Source organism: Trichococcus pasteurii, assembly GCF_900112935.1.
In the GTDB taxonomy this organism is placed as follows: Bacteria; Bacillota; Bacilli; order Lactobacillales; family Aerococcaceae; genus Trichococcus; species Trichococcus pasteurii.
The window spans coordinates 37,614-63,601 of record NZ_FONM01000003.1; the positions used below are offsets into that span (position 1 = coordinate 37,614).

Below are 25,988 nucleotides of genomic sequence, written 5' to 3' on the forward strand. Positions count from 1 at the left end.
CGTTCTTCTATAGGGCCTATGGAAATAGGCAAATAACAAAGAAAACGAGGTGATAAAATGGCAACAGGTGGAGAGGTGACATACGTCATCAATTCAGACGACAAAGATTTCACGAGAGCGTTAGACTCAGCAGACTCCAAAATGGACGCATTCGACAAAAAAAGCCGCAATTTAGGCGGGCTGGTAAAAGGATTGTTCACCTATGACGCGATAAAAGGCGCGATTACCGGAATGGCCGATCTGGTGAGCAACACGCTCAGTTATACAGGCGCGCTTGAGCAGTCTCAAATAGCGTGGAACACGTTACTCGGTTCGCAAGAAGCTGCGAAAGAAATGCAGAAGGACCTGCAGGACCTGGCCGAAAAGACTCCCTTCGATTATGCCGGAGTGGATCAGATGGCTAAGAGCCTAAGCATGGCCGGGTTTGAGGGTCAAGACTTACTTGATGCCGTGGTGAGCATCGGGGATGCCGTGTCCGCAGTAGGTGGGAACACAGACACAGCTACAAGCGCGACCCGGGCGCTCTATCAAATGTATTCGAAAGGGAAAGTACAGGCCGAGGAGATGATGCAATTATCTGAGGCAGGCATCCCGGTATGGCAAATACTCGCAAAAGAAACAGGCAAGTCAGTTGCCGAATTGCAAGCAATGGGATCCGCGGGTGAATTATTGGCCGAGGACATCCTGCCGATGCTTGTCAAGGGTATGGGAACCGAATTCGGCGGGGCGATGGAAGAACAAAGCAAATCCTTCAATGGCCTCATGGCTACTTTCCAGGATCAACTCGGACAGGTTGGGTCATGGCTCACGTTACCGCTATTCGATGGCCTGAAAAAGGGCTTATCCGGCATTACAGGATGGGCTTCCGGGGTACTGGATATTATTCAAACAGAAGGCGCAAGCCGTCCGGAAATGTGGGATTCACTCAAAGATTACCTTTTCGAAACATTCAAGAGTATGACAAAAGGCGGTGGCATCAAGACAAAAATAGTCGAAATGCTGACGGGCGTTGTTGAAAGTATCAAAACAAACGCGCCGCAACTGATAGCGTCCGGCGGTGATATGATTGCCAATCTGATAACCGGGCTGCTGGATAATCTGCCAGTATTTTATGGGGCTTTGGGCACGCTGATTACTACCATTCTCGGATTGATTACCGAAAATCTGCCCCTGATATTGGAACAAGGGAGCAACATTCTGGGGGCGCTTGTCCAGGGGGTTTTTGAAAACCTTCCGAAAATTTTAGATGTTGTTTTCCAGATCATCGCAGCTTTAACGACTGCATTAATTGAGAACTTTCCGACCATCATGCAGTACGGTATGGAGATGCTTTTCAAACTGGTTGACGGCATTATCGAAAATCTTCCGGCCATTGGCGAGTCGGTCCTTCTAATTATTTCTAAATTGATTACCGGGATAACAGAAAATCTTCCGTCCATTGTCGATAAGGGCATGGAGATGCTGACAAGCCTAGTAAGCGGAATAGGCGAAAGACTGCCGGAAATAACAACGGCCGCAATGGAAATTATTCTAAAATTCCTGCAAATCATCGTTGACAACCTGCCGGAAATCATCAGCGCCGGGGTGGAGATCATCTTAAGTCTGATTGATGGACTCTTCGATATGTTCGATGATCTGGGCGGGGCGGTTGATGAAGCAGTAGCCATCATCATAGATGCGATTGCAGGTATTGACCTATTCGAAATCGGGGCGAATATCATCAAAGGCTTATGGGAAGGCATCAAATCCGTTTCGAAATGGCTGGGTGATAAAATCGGCGGCTTTGTGGACGGTATAACGGACGATATCAAAAATTTCTTTGGCATCGCATCCCCGTCGAAGCTCATGCGCGACGAGGTGGGGAAATGGATTCCTGAGGGGATTGCGGTAGGTATCGAAGGCAATGCAAGAAGCCTATTCGGGGCCATTGACAGCATGAATAAGAAGGTGCAGATGTCGGCTGAGGGAGTCGTAACGCCTTACAGCAAGGATATCGTTGCAACGAACGCGGCAACGGCGAAGGCTGGCAATGTATTCAATCAAACGAATACCTTTATCAGTCCGGATCCGATCAATGCGCGAGAGGCGGCAAGGTTGACACGTCTCCAAGCACAAAGAATGGGTTATGAAATGGGATTCTAGGCAATGAATGAGGGTGTCGGTGAAATGCCGATACCCTTCTTCTAAATAAAAGAGAGGTGAGAAAATGCAGAAACTTACTGCAAAACAAGAATTGTTCGTGCAAAATTTAATCAGCGGTATGAGCCAAAGTGAAGCCTATAAACAGGCATATCCTAATACCCGGATGAAAGATAAAACGATTCGAGAAGCCGCAAGCCGTCTAATGCGAAATAGCAACGTCATAGCAACATATAACGAAATGATGGACGAGCATAAGCAAAAGGCTTTATGGACCCGGGAACAGGCCTCTATGGAACTATTAGCGCTATTGGAAGAAGCTAAGAACGATGTGAAGGAAGTAGGCCTGACTCCGGTATCAAAATCAGCCCTTATTGATGCGATTAGGGAACTGAATAAGATCGAGGGAATCAATACCACTCGCGAGGAACAAAGGGAATTAATCAAGGCGCAAACGGAACATATCAAAGCCAAAACGAAATTGATCGTAGGCGCAGAACATGACTTCAGCTTAATGCAATCGTTAGTGGACGTTGTGAAAGGATATGAACCACACGAAACGAGTGCATATAGTTCTTATAACGATTGGCTATTAACAGAGGGGAGACAAGAAGATGGACCTGGAAATGAAATATAAAAAAATGAAGCTTTCCTTCGATCTGATGGAAAAAACGGCAATTAAGGCAATGGATGTACTGGCAGATTATCATTTTAACCCTGAGGAAGTGGACGAAAAAACGCTTCGAAATGCGAGATACCACATCGGCGAATACCTCAAAGAAAAGGAACGGATGCAGGATCTTGCTGAAATAGATAGCATCCAAAAGCGGACGGATGATATTTTATTGAAATTTGAATTATCAAGACAAGAGCAGCCTTAACAGGTTGCTTTTTTGCTCTTCCTGGTGTCGCGAATCACGACGGCATCCATCGCATAAAAATGGTGTCATTTCAAATGACGGCAGCCGGACGACCTAACGAAACGTTATGCCGCTATGGGGCAGAGCCATACCCGACAATTTAACGGATATGAAATCCGCTATCGGTTAAAGCGATAGCGGTTGGGCCGTAGCGATTTAAATTCCGCCACGTGGCACAATTTGCAAAAAGTTCCGTCGTAAATCGCGACGCATCCCATTGCAAAGCTATGTTCCCAAAATGGGAATGCAGATATGCTCAAAATTGAGCCGGACTCGATAACGATTTGTTATTGAGGTTCTCCTCAACATCAGATGTGTCCAAAATTGGACTGATCTATCCGCGCCTTAGCGAATCGCTACCCCGGCCAAAAGTGGATTGAGCGATGAGCTGAATTTTCAGCCGGTTCAATATGCAGGCTATCACACAAACATGTGCAACAGCTAAAAAGGTGTAGCGTTTTCATCCAGATAGATATATAATAAGTGAAGGCTGATTTATGCCCCCAAGGTTAATCAGTCTATTTTTTTGCAATAAAAAAGATCCCCTCAAAACTGAGGAGATCAGACCGCTGCCTACTAAAAAATGCACTCAGAAAAGCACTCGAAATGGTTTGAAGTGCTATCATTCCGTTTGAATAGGGTATTATTTCCCTTCTATTATATAAGCTTTTTATTTGATTGGGGTTGCTTCCGTTGAAACGCGGTACTTTAATACCCATCGTCTCCATACATCATTAATTAAAAAGCCTTGTAAACGTTGATAGGACGGCATTTCCTAAACGTTTATGAGGCTCTTTTTTTGCATTGAATACCAGATTGAATACCATATCTGTTTTTAGCCTAAAAATTGACGTATCTCGCGAAGTTTTCGGCCGTCTTTTCTTTTGCCTTTTCAGTTACGTGGGCATAGATATTCATGGTTGTTTGAATATCCGAGTGGCCGAGGCGGTCCTGCACTTCTTTTAATGAGGCGCCTGATTCGAAGAGTAGGCTGCAGTGAGTATGCCGGAAGCCGTGGACCGTTATTTTCTTCAGATCGTGCTTCTTGATAATACGGTGCAGACGAGTCAAAACATTACTAGGCTGCAAAAAGCCATTGCTGGTATTAGTGAAAATATACTGATCCGGCTGCATGGTATTGAAGCCCAGCTTCAGATAGTCTTTTGCCTGCGTTCTTCTCCAGGTCTGCAGCATGGATAGGGTGATTTCATCGAACGCGATCGTCCGGACTCCACTTTTTGTTTTTGGTTCCTGGATGATAAGCGCGTTTTTTTGGCCTCTCGTGAGCGTTTTATTAACCGTGACCGTTTGCTCCTGGAAGTCGATATCTTTCCAGGTGAGGGCTAAGACTTCGCCTACGCGCATCCCAGAGAAGGCGAGGACTCGGTAAATAGTGGTCCACTTATAAGACCAACCTTCTTCTTTGGCCAAACAGCTGAAAAACTCCTGCAGCTCTTCCTTGGTGAAGAACTTTTCTAGCTTTTCTCCGCTCACGTCCACTTTCTTTCTCGGCAAGATGACCTTCCGCATTGGGTTACTCTTAATCAATTCCAGGGTGACAGCATAGTCCAGGACTTTCGAAGTATAATTCTTCAGCTGCGGGAACTTCGATAATTTCTCAGCCCAGGCATTAACCGTTTTTTGGCAGTAGGGGATTGTTATCTTGTCCAGGTAAAGGGCGCCGAACTTCTTCAGGATGTGATTATTAAACAGTTCCTGCGTCTTTGTATAGGTGCTTTCCTTTACCGTGTTTCTGTATGCTGATTCGAACCATAACTCATAAAGTTCATTGAACGTGTATCGCTTTGTTTCCTTGAAGCCTTCTTCCTCTATCTCCAGTTTCAAGCGGGATAGGGCAAGCTGGGCTTCTTTTTTTGTCTGAAAACCGCGGCGGGTGGTCCGCTTCGGCTTTCCGGTTGCTGGATCTACTCCAAGATAAGCATTGAACTGATAGGCGGCGCTGCCGTCTTTTTTTGTGTATTTCTTGATGACTGTCATTTGTTTTTCCTCTTTCCACCGCGGGCAACGGGGCTATAAGAGGCGCCTGGAGACCAGGCATTATATTATTTTTGTTCTTGTAAATCCTTTACCTCAGCAATGAACTTTTCAATCAGTTGGATCCATCGCTCATACTCTTCTTTTTCGTCCTCGTGCAATAGCATGCCTTCTTTCAATCCGTTGATATGTTTTTCTAAGTCGTCGGTTAGGTAGACTGAGAACATACTCGGATCATATAAAGCGAAGTCGTTAAAATAATTGGTGATTATTCTTTCAAGTTCAGATTCAAGCTCTTTGCCTACTCTGTTGTGCGTACTTTCAATATAGCTGAGTAGCATGTTAGATATTGATTGCAGTTCTTGGGGCGCTTCTGATGCCAGGTCTTTTAAAGACTTGGCTAAAAAAGCATTTTCTCCATTATCCTGGTATTCCTTGATGAGAGAACTTACTAATTCAAGATCCTTAACATTATGCACAGAGTAATTTGCAGCGGACATTAGCAGCGTGAAAATAGATTCATAACTATGTACGGAGTTTTCCAGAGCCGCAGAAAGTTTTTTCACCAGATCTACACTAGGATTGTAGCGGTTGTTCTCAACGTCACTTAGATAAGTCCTAGAAACTCCGGCTGCTTTTGCAAGCCCTGCTTGTGTCATTTTAGCTTCTTTACGAAGCCTTTTTAAAACGTTTCCAAAATTCAAACATAGGCCCCCTTCCATTATATAAATCAATCATAGAATATAAATGACGGAAATACAAGTAATTCTTATTGACAATATGACGGAAATACCATACAATTAGACACATAAAAGGGCTAGGAGGTGTAAAAAATGTCAGATATCGGAACAGTACTTAAAAATGAACGGAAAAAGCGTGGACTAACCCAACTTGAGGCATCTAAATTAGTGGGGATATCTCGCTCTTATCTCGCCGATATTGAGGCCAACAGGTACAACCCAGGAGGCAAACTTATGATGAAGCTAGATAAGCAATTCAATCTTTTTTATTTACTTGTCAATGACGGAAAAACCTTGCAAAACGAAAGGCAGCCACCAGAAAATCGTTCGAAAGCAAAAGCCCGAAAGGGGAGTGATCCGCATGCTAAAACTGAAAAAGTATTACCTGGCGCATGAAGGCACCGGAGAGCCCGTTTTGGTTGGGTATAAGGTGAAGAACCTGGAAGAGCTGGAAGAACTCGGCTATCGCGTATCAAGATCGGCAGAAGAGGATTTCCTCAAGACCCGGCGGCGCGGACTGGTGTACATCAGTAGGGGACAATACGATGCAGCTGAACCGGAAGCGGCCCTTTACAACAATAAAGGAATGCAGATAGCAGTCGCGTATCGTATTAAGCCGGATTTAAGCGATACCAGGTATATAAAGGATTGCTATTCAATCGAGTTAGACGGCTACCAGGTAAAAGCGCTCCAGGCATACCTGGAAGAGACCTGGGAAGAAAGAAGCGCGCCGGACCAGCTGCCGCTTGAAACGCAGATAAGCCTGGCGGTCTACAATCTAATCGAAAATATTTAAGGGGGTGTATAGCACATGGCGACACTGAACATTGACAATATCGAGATAGGGGACCTTTTGCAGAAATCCCTGGAAGGTTCAGTAAAAGAAATGGTCCGCAAGGCCATCGATGAAGTTGCGGCTGATCCGCTACAGCGAAAAGATTACCTGAATAAACGCGAGGCGTGTGACTTCTTGGGAGTTTCCTTTACTACATTGCAGCGGCTTGAAGTTCTCGGCCTGCCGATTATCCATATCGAGGGCAAGCAACTAATCTCAAAAGAAACGCTAAAATCGTTCTTGAAAACTTTGGAAAAATAAAAATAGCCGCGGGCAAACGGGGCCAAAGGTATTCAATGAAGGTATTCAAAAGCGAAAAAAGAGAGAAGTTTCGGCTAGAATCGGCGGCCTATAAGCGTTATCCGGTTTTGAGGTTGGAGACAGTGAGTATAAAACCCACCGAAAAGAGGTGAAGAATTATGAATGATTTAGAGGCAGCCTTCACGGCTGGAATGATGCTCGCGTTCTTTACGTGGGGAGTTTGTAAGATCGTACTAAAAAATCTTCGGGAGGAGTGGAACCAATGAACGCGAACGAAAGCGAAAATGAACTAACCCGCGTTGAGGTTGTTTTGCATAATTTCAACAGGGCCGCCATCGACACGTTTCTTCAAGCTTACGGCTTTGAAACGGCTGACGATGATTGGGGACGGAAAATAAAAGTAGTGTTGCTGATAATCGATGAGGTTCAGCAAGGTGTTCGGAATGAAGAAAAATGTGCAAAAAAATAGCCTTGTACCCATGAGCAGCGAACTCAGTACAAGGCAACGAGGATATTTTAAGCTTTAGACGGCTTCTTTTATCCCTAATATTACAATACAAGGGAGCTAATTGCAATGACAAAAAATAATTTACATACAGTTGAGGGCCATAAGGCTGCTGCTGATGCGGTCAATAGAGAATCATTCATCATACTTTTTGGAAGAGCGCCTCAGGGCACAGAGCTGCAGGACTGGATCAGCGGACTGCGAGAAACTGCAGAGGCTGACATCGAGAGATCGTTTCCTGATAGACTAGTACAAATCAGAGAAGGCCAGTGGCGGGTGGAACGCGACCTATGTGCATGGCAGGAAGGGGGTATCTGACATGAGAGACCACAAATCACGTCTGAACTTCATCCCTACATTATTGGAGCAGGTGTTAGATAACACGGATCGGATAGGTTCCCTGGTAGCTGATGCCGAGAGTGCTGAATCAATCGACTTGTTGAAACGCGAGACCGAAAAGCTGAGTGCCCGAAACGAGAACCTGCTGCACCTCATAGCGAACCTATTGGAAGAAGAACAACACAAGCACCCGAGAGCGGCGCCTAAGGCAGAGGGAATGCTCATATATTAACCATAAAGTAAAGAAAGTGAGAAAGGAGGGTTATTGTTTGAACAAAGCTGATGAACAACAAGCGGCTTCACCGCCGCGCTTGAAGCATGACAAAGAAATAAATTTAGCAATGGCCAGCCGCAAAACGGCGACCGAATGGAAGAACAGGACAATGATCTGGAGTGAGTTCCTGCAGCGGCTATCTGAGCCGACCAGGACACAAGAAACGGCTGCAGAGTATAAAAGTATGCCCAAGTCTGAAAAGGACGCAGCCAAAGATGTTGGGGGCTATGTAGGAGGCTTCTTGAAAGGCGGGCGCCGAAAGGCCGATGCAGTGCAGTCCCGCAGCTTGCTAACACTGGATGCCGACCATCTGACTATGGACCTCTGGGAAAGCGTTCCGCTTCTGTTTGAACATGCGGCAGCGATATACAGCACTCATAGCCATACACCTGAGAAGCCCCGGGAACGGCTGATTATCCCACTATCCAGACCAGTAACACCGGACGAGTACGAACCGATAGCACGGAAAGTGGCTGAGATTTTTGGACTTAATCTCTTCGATGATACAACGTACCAGGCAAGCCGCCTTATGTTTTGGCCAAGCTGCCCGAGAGACGGCGAGTATATATTCGAGTACCAGGACGAAAATTTTCTAGATCCCGATACCATCCTTGCTAAATACGAGGACTGGACAGACATATCTTCCTGGCCGACCAGCGAGCGAGAGAATGCAGTAAAAGTTCATGAACGAAAGAAGGCGGGAGATCCTGCAGCGAAGCCGGGCATCATTGGTGCATTCTGCCGGGTGTACGACATAGCGACCGCGATCGAGACGTTCCTGCAGGACGTGTACGAGCCTACTAAACGAGCAGATCGATATTCCTTCATTGGTGGCAGCACCAGCGGCGGATTGGTCTTGTATGATAACCAGTTTGCTTATTCGAATCACGCAACGGATCCGACAGGCGGCAAGCTGACTAACGCGTTTGACCTGGTCCGTATCCACCGCTTCGGCGATCAAGACGAAGGGGCAAAGCTGGGAACGCCCAGCACGCGCTTACCTTCATTCCTGGCTATGAATGAGTTTGTTGCTGCAGATAAGAACGTTTCTTTTGAATTGAAAAGGCAGGCTCTTGCCAGTGCCGACGAAGATTTTGCCGCGTCTCTGCAGGATGATACTGGAGCCCGCTGGATAGCGGATCTGCGGACAACTAAAGCGGGCAAAGTGATGAACAATATTTACAATCTTACGTTAATCCTGGCGAATGATCCCGAGTTCAAAGGCTTGCTAGGCTTTAATGAATTTACCGGAACTATAGAGAAGGTACGAAAGCCTTCCTGGGAAACGGTTTTCCTGAAGGATTTCTCCGATCGTGATGCCTCAGAAATCCGAACTCGTGTAGATACCAGGTATGATTGCACGTTCTCCAGTAAAAACCTGGATGATGCGGTTGTAACTGAGGCCCGAAGGCAGGCTTTCAATCCAGTAAAGGATTACATCGAGAAAGCCGAGTGGGACCATATACCACGTATAGGCAAGTTGCTGATGGATTATTTCGGGGTTCCGGACGAGCCGCCCTATACAGCTGAAATAATGGAATTGTTCTTCGCTGGAGCAGTAAGCCGAATCTACAAGCCGGGGTGCAAGTTTGATTTTGTACTAACGCTGATCGGGACGCAGGGGATAGGAAAGAGTACGTTTTTCCGGAAGCTGGCGCCGGATTTCTTCACGGACTCACTCACAAGCTTGGACAGCAAGGACGATATTCAAATCATTTCGGATAACTGGCTGATCGAACTTGGAGAGCTGGCTGCTGCAAAGCGTACTGATATTACGAAACAGAAAAACTTCTTATCCAGGACCGAGGACGTGTATCGCAAGCCTTACGAGAAAAACAATATCCGCATGAAACGCCACTGCGTATTTGTGGCCACCACGAACGAATACAGACCACTGAAAGATGAGACAGGCGGCAGGCGCTGGCTATATGCCATATCCGATAAAGACAACCGAACTAAGTCAGTATTCGACGGCAGCCTGGAGGCGGTTATCGCTCAACTTTGGGCCGAGGCGGTGCATTTGTATAAGACCCGCTACAAATACGGTAACTGGCTGGACTTAACAGAAGAGGCCCAAAAAATCGCCAGAGAGAAGCAAAACGAGGCAAAAGCCGACGATCCCATGCGCGACGACATAGCTTTGTATTTGGAAATTCAAATACCTGAGGATTTCTATGAGTGGGGTGCAGGTGAGAAAAGCGACTACATCCAAAGCAGACTCCGCGGAGAAGAGGGATTCTATAAAAAGGAGTACGAAGAACTCGCGCCTCGGGAGAAAGTCACTTCCCGAGAGATTATGCAGGAGCTATTCAACTTCCAAGTCGGAAGTACTGATATGAGATCAGTGAGTGTGTCGAAAAAAATCGGCATGATAATGAATAACTCGATGCCAGGATGGAAAAGTTCGACTGTCAGGATACCAGGATTCGAGAAACCGATACAGGGCTTTAAGAGGGTAAATTGATTTGTAATATGTAATTTCGATGTAATATAGGACGTTCTGAAAGCACGTAATATGTAATAAGAGTGTAATACGTCCTATATTACAAAATCGAAGCCTTAAAAAGCCGATGCAACAACGTTTAACAAGCTATGTAATATGTAATATGTAATTTATATATAAAAGTATATTTAGATGATTAAAGGGTAATTAGGCTGTATATAGTACCTGTCGTCTCCTTAAATCAGTATTTTAACTTTTTTGGAAAGTTATATATTACATCCAAAATCAGGAATTAGAGAGGTGAGAATGTGAAACGAAAAAGACGGATTGAGGTTCTGGCAGAAGATCTGGGAGAAGCGTACAGCATTCAAATTATCGATGGGGTTGATTGTGTTTATCGTAAGTTAAATAAGTTCTGTGATGTCGAAATCTCAGGTGCCTTATCTAGAAAAAAGGTACCTGAAATGATGGTTTGCGTGTGGGATATCAGCCGAGGAGAGACGTATCGTTCCCGCAGCTTAGAGTACTTTTGGTTTGCTGGTATAGACGTTCTGAAGAAAGAATTACCCGGAATCATCGAGAAATATAAAGATTACAAGCCTGAAAATTAGAGAGGGGAAACCGTGATGAAAAAGATGGAAGAATATGAAATATTAGACTGGGTATGCGTGGTAGACGAATCGATGTATGACAAAGTGGCCTGGTTCCGTCTGAATGGGGTAGATACGAAACTGAAAGAGATCCGCTTGTATCATGATCGGGTGCAGCTCCACTACCTGCCACCGAAGGATACTAAAGGATATCATTTCACGTATCCTATGCACAAAATCATTAAGTACAAGATCATGAATGTAGATACAGCTGAATTCTTTGAATAGTAGCGACCGATGCCGCTAAGAAGGGTGGTGGTGTTTTGAGTGTTAAATGTGGACATGATCGAATATTATTTCTCTCTTCAATATAAACTGCCAAACGCGCGGTTGCGGGTATTGCAATACCGGGAAGAGTTTTACCGGAATCAAACGCTGCATAGTTATTTCACATACTCGGAAGGTCGCTGGATGGTAAGAGGCTTCCGGCAGGATGTTCAGGTAGTTAATCTGTTGGATACACTGTTAGCCCTGGAGCGGTATATCGAGATACTGGAGTTTAAGCTGAAGCATTTCCGGCTTTTTCTCCAGGAGCTGCCACGGGAAGATAGGGTAATGCTGAATAAGAAATACTTCCATAAACGCGAACTACCGGACACTGAGAACCTAAGGAATGTAGAGAAGCTATGCTTCAGCGAAGTACAAGAAATCGAAGAGGCCGCTTGCTTCCGGTTTAAGTTTTACGAGATGCCTGACTTCCTGATAGAGGCAGCGGAAATTCTTGATTTGGAAGATGAAAACTTCACGGAATCCTTCAGCGTGAACTTCGCCGCCATGCTGGAACTGCTAGGAGTTGGTTCCGAATAGAACCCTGGCAATTGGTCCTAAAAAAGTGGCCAAAATACCAAGCAAGACTAAGCAGCCTGAGCGAGTTGAACACACGGCGAGTGAAGAACCTATACCAGGCATTAAGCGCCATGAGTGAAGAAAACCGCCTGATTTTGGCGGAGAAATACTACACCCGAAATCAGATAAGCATCAGTGATCTGCGAATGGCTCAGATCAAAAAGATGAAGCTGAAGGATTATCAGAAAATTCTGAGAGCGGCCCAGGCGGAATTTTGTACGCATTATAACCCGCTGGATAAGCTGCTTATTGAAGAGTATGAGAACAAGCGCAGGCAGGAACAGGAAAGAAGAATTAAAGCATTTGAGAAATGGCAGCAGAACTGGAAAAACAGCAGTTACTGAGGGTAGCGTACTAAATGAAGTCTGAAGTGAACAGGGTAAACCAAAAAACGATGAGACGGGAAGGTGGGTATAAATGGACTACAGGACAAGGAAGAAGCTGGAGAGGCTAGAAGAAATCGCTGAGAGAGTGAAAGAGAATGCGTACATCGTTGATCTGATGGATGGGGGATATTCCGTGTTAAACGTGGTGAAGCATAAGTATCTGGGCGAGATGAGCCCGAAAGCTTTCGAAGCCTGGATGGTTACGATAAAGCAGAAAGAGCCGAACAGCGTCATCATTATAGACGATATCCCATGGGACTAGGGCGGTCGAAGCAGAAAGGAGAGGAGATATGAACGAAGATGAGAGCAATCAAAAGTTACTGAATCTGATTTGTAGCAATTTTACCGGGTTGACCATGACTGAGGCCATGATCGGGACTGGGCTTGATTATCAGTCAGTGAAGGATGCCGTAGAAGGTTTGTGTGCAGCCGGCCATCCAATCGGAGTTGTAAAAGTGGGTCGATCGATATGCAGGCTTTACCCTTTGGAAGATGCAGGATCTTCCTGAATCGATACGAAAATGCACAAATTTGAACGTTTGGAGGTGATTTTTTGACAAAAACTAATGCTAAGCATGAAAAATTTATCCTGGCGTTAATGAGTACCAGCACGATAGAGGACGCAGCGAAAATGGCGAAAATTGCAAGAGGTACCGCGTTTCAATATTTACGTGATCCCGAATTCAATGAAGCTTACCTGACCTTCAGAAGAGAAACCATGCAGCAAGTGACAGCTAACCTGCAGCGGGTCTCGCACAAAGCCCTAGCGACTTTGGAAGAGGTAATAGAAGATCAAGCGGCTCCGACTTCATCGCGCGTACAAGCTGCAAGAGCAGTGCTGGATAACGCCTATAAAGGTCTTGAATTAGACGACCTGATACAACGTCTGGCCAAAATAGAGGAAAGGTTAGGTTCATGATGAGAAAAGCGAGTGCAGACTCAATAAAACGGATCGCGCAGTTAGAAAAGCAGATCGGTAATAAAGGTGATACGGCAGAACTATTTCAGAAAGCTTTGTCCGAAGTTCTGCAGGAGGCGACAGATGAAGAATTAAGAACCGCCGCAGGATCCGGGAAGTTTGGGAAAGATCCTGCTCCTGACGAGCTGTTTGCCATGCACGAACTGTTTCGAAGTAGGGCAGAACGAAAAGTAAACCAATACAGAGACGAAAAGGGGAAAAATCATGATTAACCACGAAGAAGAAAAATTTCAAGCTGCATACAAAGAGAGCGTAATGGATTCCACGCAAGAGGTGCCACTTACCGAAGAAGAAGCTTACGCTAAAGAAAAGATTCTGGAGCATTACGATGACAAAGAAGAAGGTACGTTAGTATTCACGCAGGCAATGGCCGAAGCTGCAGCAGATGCCATCCTAAAGGCTGAATCTTATATATACAATACCAGAATTGAAAAGCATGAAAAAGTGGTCAACACTTTAGGCGAACAGGCCCAGGCACTATCCAATGAATTCAGCACAAAGAAAGAAGCCATCCTAAACCGTAATGAATATACGGACGTAGCGAAGGCTGAACGGCTGAACGATCTGTATGACGAGTACGAGAAGAAAATGAAAGCCATCATGGGTGAGCAATACACGGCAACGATGCAGCATCAGAAAGACCGCCGCGAAAAGGCGCAGCAAGCACTCGATGGCATCGTGAAAAAAGCGAGCATCAACGATTTTGACGCGAAGGATATGACTTATATTACTTACATGTTGGATCATGGGAGCAATGACGAAATTCTAAGCATCCTGAAGGAGTATAAGTTCCACCCGCATCTGCTGAAAATGGTAAATGCCCGGGACAGGAAGAAACCGCTGCAGTATGACGCGAAAGGCCGCCCGATGGATAACCGTTTGAGCATTAAGCACCCACTGCAGATGATTGCGGAGGAACAGCCTTATAGACCGAACACGAATACAATCAGCGTAGCCCTTGGCGACAGCCGACTACAACGGACTTTGACAGATATGATCCCTACTGCAGGTATTCCGAAAAAAGATGCCTGGTCTTTCCAGAATTTAGAAGGGGCGCAGCGTGACAAAAATTTGCGATTGGATCCGTGGGGGATGCCGTACTGAATCCGAGCCGAAAGGATGCGAATGAATGAGGATGAGTGAAAGAATCCGGAACCTGGAACAGAAAACGCATGTAGACGCACTGCCGGCCCTGATTATCGAGGTCTTGGAAGATGGAATGGTAGAAATCTATGGGGACAATGAAGGCGAGAAAGTCCGCATGACGGAAGCGGAATACACTTCCTGGGCGAAACGTTATCAGAAGAAACGGGATCAGATGAATATTACCATCGAAATGGGTGAATGGGATTTAGAGGAATAATTGTCCGTTAGTTCGGAGGGTGGGTGGCAGGGAATACTGAGGCATAGTTTTTTGATTTACGGTTTTCCTCCTTTTCGGGCCGTCGTCCAAGGCAGCGGCGGTCTGATAATTTTAAAATGCATATTCAGGCTATCGGATAATCCGGTAGCCTTCTTTTTGATTTATAATAGGCTCCAGAACAGCTACAAATTAAATAGCGGAGATGTGATCCTATGGCCCAAAAATTACAGTTAACTGTGGAGATACCTGATGAATATGTGCTGATAACGAAAGTCGAATATGAAAAGCTAAAAAAGAATGCAGATCGGGGGAACAGCTGGGAAACGATAGCCTGGTTCAAGCAGCAGGTAGGGATCAAGCATCCGGACACGCTGAAAACGAGGATTCTTTATCCGTACCGGAGCGAACTCGAGAAGTTTGTGAAGTACCCGGAAAAGAAGGGAAGTCCCTGGAGATTTCACAAGGGCGCTACCCTGGACTGGCTCGAAAACAATTTCGAAAGGCTCATCCGAGGAAACAACACGCTCCAGGGTACAAAATAAGGACGTTTGGGAGCGGGTCAATCTTTAAGACCGGGTAACAGATCAACAAATTTTTTCGTATTTATAACAGAGAAAGAGGTGCCTTTATCGGATGTTTTTTTAATTTAACGGGAAGGAAGACTTGAAAACGAGCCTCCGAGATAGCCGATTCATTAAGGGGGCTTATTAAATGAATGCCCTGTTGCAAATTTTTAAAAGTATGATAAAATGATAGTAGTTTACCAATGTGGTAAATCCTTTTTTGAGGGGTGCATTGATGGAAATAGGATACGATAAGCCGAAGTTAGAAAAATACTTCGATAATTATACAGAAATGCAGAAAAAGATTGGGCCGCCATTAACAAAGTGTGTTAAATTGAGGATCAATCAATTAGGTGCTGCTACTACATTTCAAGAATATTTAGATATTGGGTTAGGAAAACCCCATGATTTATCAGGAGTAGATCACGGATGTTATGGAATTAGTTTAACTGCTAATTATAGATTAGTTGTTTATCCTGACGCTGATGATTTAAGTTCGGAGTCCTTATCGAATTGCAAAAAGGTTTTTATAAAAGGAGTGATAGATTATCATGGCTCACACCGTTCCGTTCTTATCCCCTGAATTGATTATACATCCCGGAGAAACGCTTGAAGAATTACTACAGGACAGAGAAATGACACAAAAAGAGTTAGCCAGCAGGACTGGCACCTCTGAGAAACATGTAAGTCAGATTATTAACGGGAGAAAGAATATCTCTAATGCATTTGCTAAAAAGTTAGAGTACGCTTTGGGTGTAAATGCTCGTTTTTGGGTCAATCTACAATCAAACTACGACCAAGAACTTATTGAGTATCAAGAAGTTAACGGTATTTCTCAAGAAGAAATCGACATTCTCAAACCGTTGAAAGACATACTTAATTATTTTAAAGAGATCAGCTTGGTCCCTAATACGTCTAATAAACCAGAGTTAGTGCTGAATTTGAGAAGGTTATTAGGTGTAAGTGATTTGGCGGTTATCCCCTCGATTGAATCAAATGTTGCTTATCGTGCACAAGTCTCTGATAAGATTGATCCTTTCGTTCTTTTCGCATGGGAAAAATTATGCGAAGTTCAGACAAATGCTGCGAAGGTTGAAAGGCCTTTAGACTTAGAGGTTTTAAAATTACGTATTCCTGATATGAAGAGTATCATGGATGAGGATCCAAACGAAATCATCAAAAAGTTAACTGCTATTTTCGATGAGTGCGGAATATCCTTTAAAGTCGTGCGCAACTTTAAAGGAGCACCTGTGCAAGGGTTTATTAAAAAGACACATGACGGCAAGCTCTTATTGGGAATGACTATTAGGCAGCACTTCGCAGACATATTCTGGTTTACTCTTTTTCATGAAATAGGACATATCTTAAACGGGGATATCAAAAACAAATTTATAGATTTTGATAACTATGAATCGGATGTGGAGAGAAAAGCGGATTATTTCGCTAGAAATACCTTGATACCAGATTCGTTATTCGAAGAGTTTTGCTCAAAAAAAGACCTTTCCGAGGCTAGTATAAAAGATTTTTCTGCTGAATGTGGAGTACCCTCTTTTATACTTGTAGGGAGATTACAAAAGGAAGGCCATCTCGATTGGAATATGTCTCGTCTTAAACCTAGGTATGTTTGGGCTAATCATTAGTTGGAAATTAGACTAAAAAAAAGAGACTATAAAATAGCCTCGTTACCCGCTTATTTTGAATACTAATTGAATACGTGATTGAATACCAAATAGAATAACGCTATGGAATCGCATTTAATGATAAAGGAATTACTTCTATAGTATACGCTATTTCACGTAACCTTTTAAAACGTCACAAATTCGGAAACGTGGTACCCATCGTCTCCATCAAATTAAATTAACAGACCCTAGGAACTTTGATACAGAGCCATTTCTGTGTTTTCTAAGGTCTGTTTTTTTGATCATGCAATGGACCATGTAAGGCTAAAAATTCATATATGCATAAATATTCATAAGCACGGGTGTATCAATAACTTAAAGAGGCTAGCTAGAAGGAAGAGATGAAATGATGAGAAAAACAAAATATTATGTAACGACGAGGACGAATCGGAAAAATTTCCTTTTGAAATACGGTGACTGGATGTTTAAGTATGTTCCGGAGAGCAAAACCTGGGAAGCATCCGATTATTGGTACGAAGAAATAATCATGAACGCTTCTGCAGATTTTGAGGAGATAACCGAGGAGCGCGCGAAAAAGATAATCGCGGACGACGGTCTCTTTTAAATTTAGTGACAAAAATGGAAGCAGCATCTAAGGCATCCCCATAATACAGTAACAGGCAAAAAGGGAAGGTGGACACAGAGCGGTTTAAGCGTGTGGATATCCGCGAATGAAACTTTCCAAACTGCTGTCTTGGAGCTGAAACGCTCGTTAGGCAAGTTTAGAGTGTTCACCCAGAATCTCGTTGCTTCAGTGCTGATGCAATTCACCTGTTTATTTTTGCTTCTTTTTTAAATACTCCGCACGTATTTTTTCAAGTTGCTGCTTTCTATCAAATTTGGCAGGCGTCTGTTTTTCATGATACTTCGTCACAGCTGCCTGACCTTTGTAATCCAATTGATATTTCCCCATTTTGTTCACCTACTTTTCTTGTTCTTAAAGAGAAACTCTTCGACCAATAGATTATACCTTATTTTAGTGAAGTTAACCTTATTACTTTATTGTCACTGAGTGTAGTGAATTCGCTCTACTGAAGACAGTAGGTGGTCGGCTATCTAAACGTTATTTTTTTGTCCACTCCTATTTCCGCTGCATTCCAATCGGAATATACAGTTATCATGACAGGAAATGTTTTTTTCCGGACTTTCATCTTCAAAAAGTTATTGACATTATTCCCCGCAGAACGTAATGTGTGAATAATATATTATATTGGGATGAAGAGAGGATGAGAATTCGGGTGAAAAAATCGGTTTTGACTTTCCGCAACGCCAAGCAGAAGAATGAGCGGCTGACGATGCTGACTGCTTATGATTATTCCACTGCCAAACTGATCGATGCTTCAGGGATTGACTCGGTACTGGTGGGCGATTCGTTGGGAATGGTGATGTTGGGGTATGAAGACACCCTATCGGTAACGATGGAGGATATGATCCACCACACGAAAGCTGTCTCCAGAGGAGTGAAGGATGCCTTGGTCGTAAGCGATCTGCCGTTCATGTCCTATCAGACTTCCGTTTATGATGCGGTCACAAATGCAGGCCGGCTGATCAAGGAAGGCCGGGCACAGGCGGTCAAACTGGAAGGCGGGATTGAAGTCTGCCCGCAGATCAAAGCGATCGTGGAAGCTTCCATTCCGGTCATGGCGCATCTCGGCCTGACACCCCAATCCGTCAATGCTTTCGGCGGATTCAAGGTCCAAGGGAAAGATGAAGAAGCGGCGCGCAGCCTGATCGAGCAAGCGAAGGCAGTGGAAGCGGCAGGAGCTTTTGCGGTGGTGCTCGAATGCATCCCGGCCAAATTGGCTGAGCTGATCACACAAAGCATTTCGATTCCGACAATCGGCATCGGCGCCGGGAACGGCTGCGACGGCCAAGTGTTGGTCTACCAGGACATGCTGGGGCTCTATTCCGATTTCACGCCGAAGTTCGTCAAACGCTATGCAGAAATAGGACCGCAGATGGAGAAAGCCATCGAAAAATACATATCCGAAGTGAAAAGCGGCGCGTTCCCGGCAGCGGAGCACACGTTTGCGCTGTCCGATGCGGTCATCGAAAAATTATATTAGAGGGGTAATCACTGATGAAGATTGCAGCAACGGTTGAAGAAATCCGCAGTGCCGTGAAGGCCTGGAAAAAGGAAGGTTTGTCGGTCGGCTTCGTGCCGACGATGGGCTATCTGCATGAAGGCCATCAAAGTTTGATGCAGAAAGCCGTCAGCGAAAACGATCGGGTGGTCGTCAGTATTTTTGTGAATCCGATGCAGTTCGGCCCATCCGAAGACCTGGAAAGCTACCCAAGAGATCTGGAAAAGGATGCAACTTTGTGCGAAGCCAGTGGAGTGGATCTGATTTTCCATCCCGAGCCGAAGGAAATGTACCATCCCGATTTCAGCAGCTTTGTGGATATGCATAGTCTGACGGATAGCCTGTGCGGTAAGAGCAGACCGGCCCATTTCCGGGGCGTCTGCACCGTCGTGACAAAGTTGTTCAACATCGTGCAGCCGGACCGTGCCTATTTTGGGCAGAAGGACGCCCAACAATTGGCGGTCATCCAGCAGATGGTCCGCGATCTGAATATGGACGTCACTGTCATCGGCTGCCCGATCATCCGGGAAGCGGACGGTTTGGCGAAAAGCTCGCGCAACAGTTATCTTTCAGCGGATGAGCGGAAGGCAGCGTTGGTGCTGAGCCGAGCGCTTGAAGTCGCGAAGCAGCTGCTTGCGAACGGAGAACGGGATGCTGCCAAGATCCGCAACACGGTTTCGGAAACGATCCAAGCAGAATCGATGGCGAAGATCGACTATGTGGAGTTGGTGGATGCGCGAACGCTGCAGCAAGTGGACAGCGTCGAGCGACCTGTGTTGGTGGCTTTGGCGGTTTATATCGGGAAAACGCGTCTGATCGATAATTTTATCACGGAATAAGTGGGGGGAAAACAATGCAACTCAATATGCTAAAAAGTAAAATACACCGCGCCGTCGTGGTCCAGGCGGAGCTTTCTTATGTGGGCAGCATCACTGTCGACAAGGATCTGCTGGACGCTGCAGGGCTGATCGAATATGAAAAAGTGCAGATCGTCGACATCGATAATGGTGCCCGGTTTGAAACTTACGTCATTGCAGGCGAACGCGGATCGGGCATGATTTGTCTGAACGGTGCCGCCGCCCGTTGCGTTCAGGTGTCGGACAAAATCATCATCATGGCTTACTGCATGATGGATGAACAGGAAGCGAAGGAACATAAACCGCTTGTGGTGTTTGTGGATGAGCAGAATGCCATCACAACAGTGACAAGATATGAAGAACACGGAAGGCTCAGTATGTAGCCTGTCCTTACGGAAACAAAAGAAGCGCAACCGCATCGAGCCAATCGGCCATGACGCAGTTGCGCTTTTTCTTATCGTACGTTTTGCAAGGTGTGCTGAATATCTTTGATGGAGAGCTGCAGTTTTTCGTATTCCTCATCATCCAACGGCAAGGGAATCTGTTTCTCCAAGCCGTTCCTGCCGATGATGCAAGGCATGCTGAAGGCTGCTTCGCCATGACAATTGTAAAAGCCATCGACAGTTGCGGTCACTGGGAAGATGCTTTTCTCGTCCAGCATGACCGCGCGGGCCAGGGCCGCTGCGACTTCACCAATGCCTGAATTGGTCCAGCCTTTCCAGTTGAAGACATCGGAAGCTGTGTGCACCACTTCTTGGCTTACGAATTCCAAGTCCAATGGTTCCGCAGGGGCCAACAAGGCATCGCATTGGGCAAGGGTGAGTGCACCAACAGTCGTGCTGCTGAGTGCCGGGAAGGCGGTGCTGCCGTGTTCGCCCATGATATAACCGCTGACGTTTTTGGGATCGACCTGATAGTGGGCTGCAACAATTTGACGGTAACGGAAAGTATCCAAGGTCGTTCCGGTGCCGAAAATTTTGCCTTTCGGATAGTCAAACTCAGTTTCGGCGATATAGGTGATCGTATCTACCGGATTCGTTATCAGGATGATGATCGCATCCTTTGTGTGTTGGGTGATACCTGTCATGATTTTGCGTATTTCAATGGCATTCTCTTTGCCCATCAATGCTCTTGGCGGCATATCCTCACCCGGGCGGGGCTTCTCGCTGACTCCCGCGGAAATGATGATGATGTCGGCATCGGCGCAGTCCGCATAATCGCTGGCGTATATTTTGCTGTTTGTCCGGTAGCTGGCTGCCAGTGCGTGGCGGTGGTCCAGCGCCTCGCCTCTTGCCGTGTCATCATTGCTGTCGATCAGGACGATATCGGAAAATAGGTTGAGGTGGCTGCAGTCGGTCAATACTTGGGAACCGACATGACCGACCCCGATGATGGCTAATTTTGTCTGGTTCATAGGTCACATTTCCTTTCGTTTTGAGATGTTGTCATTTATGGCTTGGTGCATTTCCGCTACAGAATAGAAGGTTGGCTCCAACACCGCTTTTTCATCTTCCGGCTTCCGGCGATGGTTGAACCACAATGTTGTCCACCCGGCAGCCTGACCGCCGATGACATCCGTTTCGTAAGTGTCCCCGATGAAAAGCAGCTCGTCAGAAGTGGCCTTCAAAGCCTCCTGCACATGCGCGAATGCTTCGGCGTGGGGTTTTGGGAAACCGATTTTTTCGGAAATGAAGATGCGTGATGGCGGCAACCATCTCTCCAAACCCAAGGCATTGAATTTTTTCATTTGGTGCTTTTCAGGGCCGTTTGTGAAGACTGCAATCGGAATGTGTCGATTTTCCAACTCATTCAATAGCTGCTCGATGCCTGGGCTCAAGACGATTTCTCCCTGCCTTTTTTGGTAGGTTTCCTGGAAGTACATCGCCTCTTCGTCGGTGAGCGGAAGACCCAAGTCGGCGAACGTATGCTGTGTGCGCATGATGTGGGACTCGGCCAGGGTCAGCTCCCCGCTGGAGAACAGGTCGAAAGCGGCATCGCAATGCTCGCGGAAAAGTGCGAAGGTTTCTGCGTCGCTATGGCTGTGCTCCAAGCGGTAATTTCCCAACACTTGGAAGAACGGACTTGCTGTGTCGTATAAAGTATCGTCCAAATCGAATAGAATAGTAAGCATTATTAAGGTAGTTCCTCCCTTTTGTCGTTGCAGTCAGTATAGCATCCAAAACCGGTTTTTTAAAATGGACAAAATAGGGACGATCAACAATGGTGCCTGTCGCCGAGCGTGGTCCGTCGGATGGCGGGCCAAAGCGCTTTTTGTTGCAAATTAAAATCCCGTACAGTATAATAGCATACAATAATGTCATACGATCATACAATAATGGAAGAGGCTGCGAACATCAAGAGTAAAATGCCCGTTTGAAAGGGGTGTTCGCCGAAATACAGCGTTTGCTGTGTTGGGGTCAGGGTTAAGAATCCTGGCACTGTCAGAACGATTTGCCCAAAATCGTTTGTGGAGTACTTTCGGTATTGCGGGCAGAAGGAAGCTGGATTATAGGGCCTTTTGCTTTATAGTCTATTTTTTTGCACAAAAAGGGACTGAATTAGCATTGTTATGACGCTCTATGGGTCGAAAGGTGGACAAAAACGCAGCTGGATAAGAGGGTTATTTAATTATATTAAGGAATTAATGGAATTTTTTAACAAAAAAGCGCATCACCGTAGGTGTTGCATAAATTCGCAAAATGTTTCATGCATCTAAAATGATGGCTAGCGGTCCAAGCCTGCCTCTCGGAAATTAGATAAATCTGACCCATTGCGCTCTGCGATGCTCATTTGCATGGGAGTCTTAGGGATTCATTCCTTAGACTCCCAGTACAAGGTGACCGCAGGGAACGTTGCGAGGCCAGATTTCCTAAATTTCTTTCGAGGCAGAGCGGGCTTGTCCCGCATTTCTAAGCATGTAAAATAGGACTATAAACATTAGGAGGAAATAGAGATGAAAGTAAAAACATGGAAAAAAACAATGGCAGCTTTGATGGGTTTGTTTATTTTGGCGGGTTGCGGAAACGGAGCCACTGAGGAATCATCCGCAGCGAATGGTTCGGCGGATTCAGATACATTCGTGGTCGGAATGGAAGCAGGATACCCTCCTTTCAACTGGACCCAAAATGATGACAGCAACGGCGCGGTGAAAATCGAGGGAGCTGACGGTTACGCAAATGGCTATGATGTTCAGATGGCCCAAAAAGTGGCGGATGGCTTAGGCAAGGAATTGGTCATCGTCAAAACAGAATGGGATGGCCTGGTGCCGGCATTGGTTTCATCCAAAATCGATGCTATCGTTGCAGGTATGTCGCCGACAGACGAGCGCAAAGAAGCAATCGATTTCTCGGATTCCTACTATACAACTGAATTGGTAATGGTCGTAAAATCAGATGGAGCTTATGCAGATGCGACAACTTTGGCCGACTTTGCAGACGCAAAAGTCACAGCGCAGTTGAATACGTTGCACTATGGCGTTATCGATCAGATTGAAGGCGTGCAAAAGCAACCGGCAATGGACAGTTTCACTTCCATGCGCGTAGCTTTGGAATCGGGCACTATTGATGCCTACGTTTCGGAACGTCCTGAAGCCATCAGTGCTTCAGCAGCTAATTCTGCTTTCAAAATGGTCGAATTGGATGAAGCGGATACGTTTGAATTGTCCGTGGCTGATTCAGAAATCGCAATCGGTTTGATCAAAGAAAGCGAATTGAAAGATCAGATCAATGAGATTCTGAGCGGCATCACTGAAGAAGAACGCATCCAAATGATGGATGAAGCAATCCAAAACCAACCATCAGCTGAATAATCTAGGTGGACGGAACATCAAAAAGGGGCATAAATTAAATGGAGTTTAGTTGGGTTATCCGCATCATCGAAGAAAACTGGAGACAGTTTTTATCAGGTGCGTGGACAACATTATATATAGCTTTAATCGGAACAATCATCGGACTGGGGATCGGTCTGATGATCGGCGTCATCCGTACGATCCCGGTTGCTGAATCGGGATGGAAAAAACACGTGTACAACGTGGTGAATTTCTTGCTGTCATGCTACATCGAAATTTTCCGCGGAACGCCAATGATCGTGCAAGCGATGGTCATCTATTATGGGGCGGCTTTGGCGTTTGATATTGATATGAACCGCATCTTCGCAGCGTTGCTGATCGTATCGGTCAATACGGGTGCTTATATGTCGGAGATTGTCCGCGGCGGAATCATTTCCATCGACAAAGGGCAATTCGAAGCTGCTCAAGCAATCGGGATGAATCACTTGCAAACGATGCGGAATGTCGTCATGCCGCAAGTGATCCGGAATATCTTGCCGGCGACAGGGAACGAATTCGTCATCAACATCAAAGATACGTCCGTATTGAACGTCATCTCCGTTTCGGAACTGTTCTTTACGACCAAATCGATTTCCGGGAATAATTTCCGTTATTTCGAATCATTCTTCGTGGCTTCAATCATTTACTTCGTCATGACCTTCACAGTGACGCGCGTCCTGCGTGCCATCGAAAGAAAAATGCAAGGCCCTGATAATTATCAGATGATGGGTGCAGGTCAAGACCAATTGACTACACCAGAATTAATGGCTCGCAAAAAACAAGCAGGAAGAGACAGAGCAAATTAATTGCCACAGGAGGAATCATTTGATGGAAAAAGTAATTGACGTACAGCATCTGAAGAAGAGCTTCGGTCAACATGAAGTGCTGAAGGACATCGATTTCAGTGTGAACAAGGGAGAAGTTGTGTGCATCATCGGTTCATCGGGATCCGGTAAATCGACGCTGTTGCGCTGCATCAATCTGCTTGAAAAACCAACAGCGGGAGAAATCATCTACAACGGCGAGAACGTCTTGGACTCGAAGCATGATATCTTCAAATACCGCAGTAAATTGGGGATGGTGTTCCAGCAGTTCAATTTGTTCAACAACTTGGATGTGCTGCATAATTGTACGGTAGGGCCTGTGAAGATCCTGAAAAAGTCTCAGCAGGAAGCCGAAAAGATTGCCATGGGCTATCTGGAGCAGGTTGGGATGGGGAAATTCATAAACGCCAAACCGGATCAGTTGTCAGGCGGCCAAAAACAACGCGTCGCTATCGCCCGCGCTTTGACGATGGAGCCGGATGCGCTGTTGTTCGATGAGCCGACATCGGCTTTGGACCCGGAAATGGTGGGGGAAGTATTGAAGGTCATGAAGGACCTTGCCAACAGCGGCTTGACGATGATTGTCGTGACGCATGAAATGGAGTTCGCGAGGGAAGTTTCCGATCGCGTCATCTTCATGGATCAAGGCGTTATCCTTGAACAGGGAGCTCCTGAGGAAATCTTCTATCATCCAAAAGAGGATCGCACGAAGCAATTCCTGGAAAGATATCTTACAAAATAACAAAAGAAGAACGGTTCTGCAGAAACTGCAGGTTCCGTTCTTCTTTTTCATTTTTATTCGATGATGATGATATCGTCTGCAACTGCAAAGGGTGCTTGTTCATTGATGTGATCGTAGAACATGACGCCATTGAGATGATCGATTTCGTGCTGGACTACAATGGCCGTGTAGCCTTTGTAGCGGGCTTTGTGTGTCGCTCCTTCGGCATCTTGATAAGCTACCGTAATGCGGCTATGTCTGACGACGAATCCTGGTACTTCGCGATCCACTGAAAGGCAACCTTCGCCGCCTTTAAGGCAGGCACTTTCAACCGAGTGGCTGATGATTTTAGGGTTGAACATCACTTTAGCCAATTCCGGAGGATCATCTTCATATTCCCCTGGTATCAGCAGCGCAATAATGCGCTTGGATACGTCGATTTGCGGAGCTGCCAAACCGACACCTGCGCGCAAGTTGAGTTGCTCGGCGATTTTTTCATCCTGACTGTTCGAAAGGAACTCCATCATTTCTGCGGCGATTTTCCGATCCTCCGCGGATAAAGGGAAAGTGACCAAGTCAGCCGACCTCCGCAATGTAGGATGACCTTCACGGATGATGTTATCCATAGTGATCATGCATGCATTCCTCCTTTTGCTGGTTTTTATATTGAAATGATTGGGCTAGCAAACTGCAAAACACTTCACGTTACATAGTACACGTTTCGAAAAAAAAAAGCTAGACTCATCTTTTTCCTTGTAA

At 45.7% G+C, this 25,988-nt stretch carries 34 protein-coding genes, 1 pseudogene and 1 riboswitch; of the genes and pseudogenes, 29 read left to right on the top strand and 6 right to left on the bottom strand.

Annotation, left to right across the window (positions count from 1 at the left end):
• The first annotated feature begins 57 nt into the window (after positions 1–57).
• From BM184_RS04385 to BM184_RS04395, 3 genes are all read left to right on the top strand, one after another.
• Entirely contained in the window at positions 58–2,142 is a 2,085-nt protein-coding gene (locus BM184_RS04385) for a tape measure protein (protein WP_086941736.1), read from the top strand.
• 64 nt (positions 2,143–2,206) lie between these two features.
• Entirely contained in the window at positions 2,207–2,776 is a 570-nt protein-coding gene (locus BM184_RS04390; protein ID WP_086941735.1) for a terminase small subunit, read from the top strand.
• The gene (locus BM184_RS04395) at positions 2,766–3,020 is read left to right on the top strand and encodes a hypothetical protein (RefSeq protein WP_143091106.1); all 255 of its coding nucleotides are present in this window, start codon (positions 2,766–2,768) and stop codon (positions 3,018–3,020) included. The genes BM184_RS04390 and BM184_RS04395 overlap by 11 nt, the downstream gene beginning before the upstream one ends.
• An 879-nt stretch (positions 3,021–3,899) precedes the next feature.
• Here BM184_RS04395 and BM184_RS04400 read toward each other — a convergent pair.
• Both BM184_RS04400 and BM184_RS04405 read right to left on the bottom strand, forming a co-directional pair.
• Positions 3,900–5,057 (bottom strand): site-specific integrase, encoded by a 1,158-nt coding sequence (locus BM184_RS04400; protein ID WP_086941733.1) that lies wholly within the window; start codon positions 5,055–5,057, stop codon positions 3,900–3,902.
• A gap of 65 nt (positions 5,058–5,122) precedes the next feature.
• Positions 5,123–5,758: a helix-turn-helix transcriptional regulator gene (locus BM184_RS04405; protein ID WP_177208533.1), complete on the bottom strand. Its 636-nt coding sequence runs from the start codon at positions 5,756–5,758 to the stop codon at positions 5,123–5,125.
• Positions 5,759–5,887: 129 nt separating this feature from the next.
• Here BM184_RS04405 and BM184_RS04410 point away from each other — a divergent pair, with 129 nt between their 5' ends.
• The 21 genes from BM184_RS04410 (at position 5,888) to BM184_RS04510 (ending at position 17,482) form a co-directional block, all read left to right on the top strand.
• Positions 5,888–6,190 (top strand): helix-turn-helix transcriptional regulator, encoded by a 303-nt coding sequence (locus tag BM184_RS04410; RefSeq protein ID WP_086941731.1) that lies wholly within the window; start codon positions 5,888–5,890, stop codon positions 6,188–6,190.
• Complete coding sequence (locus BM184_RS04415) at positions 6,156–6,590, top strand: hypothetical protein (protein ID WP_086941730.1); 435 nt, start codon at positions 6,156–6,158, stop codon at positions 6,588–6,590. The genes BM184_RS04410 and BM184_RS04415 overlap by 35 nt, the downstream gene beginning before the upstream one ends.
• A gap of 15 nt (positions 6,591–6,605) precedes the next feature.
• Positions 6,606–6,890, top strand: coding sequence for a MerR family transcriptional regulator (locus BM184_RS04420; protein WP_086941729.1), 285 nt, complete (start codon positions 6,606–6,608; stop codon positions 6,888–6,890).
• 262 nt (positions 6,891–7,152) lie between these two features.
• Positions 7,153–7,359: a hypothetical protein gene (locus BM184_RS04425; protein ID WP_086941728.1), complete on the top strand. Its 207-nt coding sequence runs from the start codon at positions 7,153–7,155 to the stop codon at positions 7,357–7,359.
• 105 nt (positions 7,360–7,464) lie between these two features.
• Positions 7,465–7,713, top strand: coding sequence for a hypothetical protein (locus tag BM184_RS04430; protein ID WP_086941727.1), 249 nt, complete (start codon positions 7,465–7,467; stop codon positions 7,711–7,713).
• Between the two features lies 1 nt (position 7,714).
• Entirely contained in the window at positions 7,715–7,966 is a 252-nt protein-coding gene (locus tag BM184_RS04435; protein WP_086941726.1) for a hypothetical protein, read from the top strand.
• A 37-nt stretch (positions 7,967–8,003) separates the two neighbouring features.
• A complete protein-coding gene (locus tag BM184_RS04440) occupies positions 8,004–10,472 on the top strand; it encodes a virulence-associated E family protein (RefSeq protein ID WP_086941725.1) in 2,469 nt (822 codons plus the stop codon).
• Between the two features lie 287 nt (positions 10,473–10,759).
• The gene (locus BM184_RS04445; protein ID WP_086941724.1) at positions 10,760–11,062 is read left to right on the top strand and encodes a hypothetical protein; all 303 of its coding nucleotides are present in this window, start codon (positions 10,760–10,762) and stop codon (positions 11,060–11,062) included.
• Positions 11,063–11,077: 15 nt separating this feature from the next.
• Positions 11,078–11,329, top strand: coding sequence for a hypothetical protein (locus tag BM184_RS04450; protein ID WP_086941723.1), 252 nt, complete (start codon positions 11,078–11,080; stop codon positions 11,327–11,329).
• Positions 11,330–11,377: 48 nt separating this feature from the next.
• Positions 11,378–11,908 (top strand): hypothetical protein, encoded by a 531-nt coding sequence (locus tag BM184_RS04455; protein WP_143091107.1) that lies wholly within the window; start codon positions 11,378–11,380, stop codon positions 11,906–11,908.
• A 110-nt stretch (positions 11,909–12,018) separates the two neighbouring features.
• Complete coding sequence (locus BM184_RS04460) at positions 12,019–12,291, top strand: hypothetical protein (RefSeq protein ID WP_143091108.1); 273 nt, start codon at positions 12,019–12,021, stop codon at positions 12,289–12,291.
• Between the two features lie 73 nt (positions 12,292–12,364).
• Positions 12,365–12,595, top strand: coding sequence for a hypothetical protein (locus tag BM184_RS04465; protein ID WP_086941720.1), 231 nt, complete (start codon positions 12,365–12,367; stop codon positions 12,593–12,595).
• Between the two features lie 28 nt (positions 12,596–12,623).
• On the top strand, positions 12,624–12,842 hold the full coding sequence (locus BM184_RS04470) for a hypothetical protein (RefSeq protein WP_086941719.1): 219 nt from the start codon (positions 12,624–12,626) through the stop codon (positions 12,840–12,842).
• A 44-nt stretch (positions 12,843–12,886) separates the two neighbouring features.
• Complete coding sequence (locus BM184_RS04475) at positions 12,887–13,252, top strand: hypothetical protein (protein ID WP_086941718.1); 366 nt, start codon at positions 12,887–12,889, stop codon at positions 13,250–13,252.
• On the top strand, positions 13,249–13,524 hold the full coding sequence (locus BM184_RS04480) for a hypothetical protein (RefSeq protein WP_086941717.1): 276 nt from the start codon (positions 13,249–13,251) through the stop codon (positions 13,522–13,524). The genes BM184_RS04475 and BM184_RS04480 overlap by 4 nt, the downstream gene beginning before the upstream one ends.
• On the top strand, positions 13,517–14,416 hold the full coding sequence (locus BM184_RS04485) for a hypothetical protein (RefSeq protein WP_086941716.1): 900 nt from the start codon (positions 13,517–13,519) through the stop codon (positions 14,414–14,416). The genes BM184_RS04480 and BM184_RS04485 overlap by 8 nt, the downstream gene beginning before the upstream one ends.
• Positions 14,417–14,441: 25 nt before the next feature.
• A complete protein-coding gene (locus tag BM184_RS04490) occupies positions 14,442–14,675 on the top strand; it encodes a hypothetical protein (RefSeq protein WP_086941715.1) in 234 nt (77 codons plus the stop codon).
• Between the two features lie 212 nt (positions 14,676–14,887).
• Entirely contained in the window at positions 14,888–15,217 is a 330-nt protein-coding gene (locus BM184_RS04495; protein WP_086941714.1) for a DUF771 domain-containing protein, read from the top strand.
• Positions 15,218–15,473: 256 nt separating this feature from the next.
• Entirely contained in the window at positions 15,474–15,821 is a 348-nt protein-coding gene (locus BM184_RS04500) for a hypothetical protein (protein WP_086941713.1), read from the top strand.
• Positions 15,790–16,878 (top strand): HigA family addiction module antitoxin, encoded by a 1,089-nt coding sequence (locus tag BM184_RS04505; protein WP_086941712.1) that lies wholly within the window; start codon positions 15,790–15,792, stop codon positions 16,876–16,878. The genes BM184_RS04500 and BM184_RS04505 overlap by 32 nt, the downstream gene beginning before the upstream one ends.
• A 385-nt stretch (positions 16,879–17,263) precedes the next feature.
• Entirely contained in the window at positions 17,264–17,482 is a 219-nt protein-coding gene (locus BM184_RS04510) for a hypothetical protein (RefSeq protein ID WP_086941711.1), read from the top strand.
• Positions 17,483–17,692: 210 nt separating this feature from the next.
• On the opposite strand, the gene BM184_RS15255 is transcribed toward BM184_RS04510, so the two are convergent.
• Positions 17,693–17,830 (bottom strand): hypothetical protein, encoded by a 138-nt coding sequence (locus BM184_RS15255; RefSeq protein ID WP_086941710.1) that lies wholly within the window; start codon positions 17,828–17,830, stop codon positions 17,693–17,695.
• Positions 17,831–18,143: 313 nt separating this feature from the next.
• Between BM184_RS15255 and panB the strand changes: the two genes are divergently transcribed.
• From panB to panD, 3 genes are read left to right on the top strand one after another with little or no spacing between them, the layout of a single operon-like run.
• Positions 18,144–18,983, top strand: a complete 840-nt coding sequence (gene panB / locus BM184_RS04520; protein ID WP_409373507.1) for a 3-methyl-2-oxobutanoate hydroxymethyltransferase — start codon at positions 18,144–18,146, stop codon at positions 18,981–18,983.
• 14 nt (positions 18,984–18,997) lie between these two features.
• Positions 18,998–19,840, top strand: coding sequence for a pantoate--beta-alanine ligase (gene panC / locus BM184_RS04525; RefSeq protein ID WP_086941708.1), 843 nt, complete (start codon positions 18,998–19,000; stop codon positions 19,838–19,840).
• 14 nt (positions 19,841–19,854) lie between these two features.
• Complete coding sequence (gene panD / locus BM184_RS04530) at positions 19,855–20,241, top strand: aspartate 1-decarboxylase (RefSeq protein WP_086628237.1); 387 nt, start codon at positions 19,855–19,857, stop codon at positions 20,239–20,241.
• 71 nt (positions 20,242–20,312) lie between these two features.
• Here the strand turns inward: panD and BM184_RS04535 are convergent, their stop codons facing one another.
• Positions 20,313–21,272, bottom strand: coding sequence for a lactate/malate family dehydrogenase (locus tag BM184_RS04535; RefSeq protein ID WP_086941707.1), 960 nt, complete (start codon positions 21,270–21,272; stop codon positions 20,313–20,315).
• A gap of 3 nt (positions 21,273–21,275) precedes the next feature.
• Positions 21,276–21,989, bottom strand: coding sequence for an HAD family hydrolase (locus BM184_RS04540; RefSeq protein ID WP_086941706.1), 714 nt, complete (start codon positions 21,987–21,989; stop codon positions 21,276–21,278).
• Between the two features lie 200 nt (positions 21,990–22,189).
• Positions 22,190–22,344, top strand: a riboswitch (Lysine riboswitch).
• Between the two features lie 506 nt (positions 22,345–22,850).
• Here BM184_RS04540 and BM184_RS15690 point away from each other — a divergent pair.
• Positions 22,851–24,490: pseudogene (locus tag BM184_RS15690) on the top strand (ABC transporter substrate-binding protein/permease).
• Between the two features lie 19 nt (positions 24,491–24,509).
• A complete protein-coding gene (locus BM184_RS04555; RefSeq protein WP_375152975.1) occupies positions 24,510–25,250 on the top strand; it encodes an amino acid ABC transporter ATP-binding protein in 741 nt (246 codons plus the stop codon).
• A 53-nt stretch (positions 25,251–25,303) separates the two neighbouring features.
• Here the strand turns inward: BM184_RS04555 and def are convergent, their stop codons facing one another.
• Positions 25,304–25,864: a peptide deformylase gene (gene def, locus BM184_RS04560; RefSeq protein WP_086941702.1), complete on the bottom strand. Its 561-nt coding sequence runs from the start codon at positions 25,862–25,864 to the stop codon at positions 25,304–25,306.
• Between the last annotated feature and the right edge of the window lie 124 nt (positions 25,865–25,988).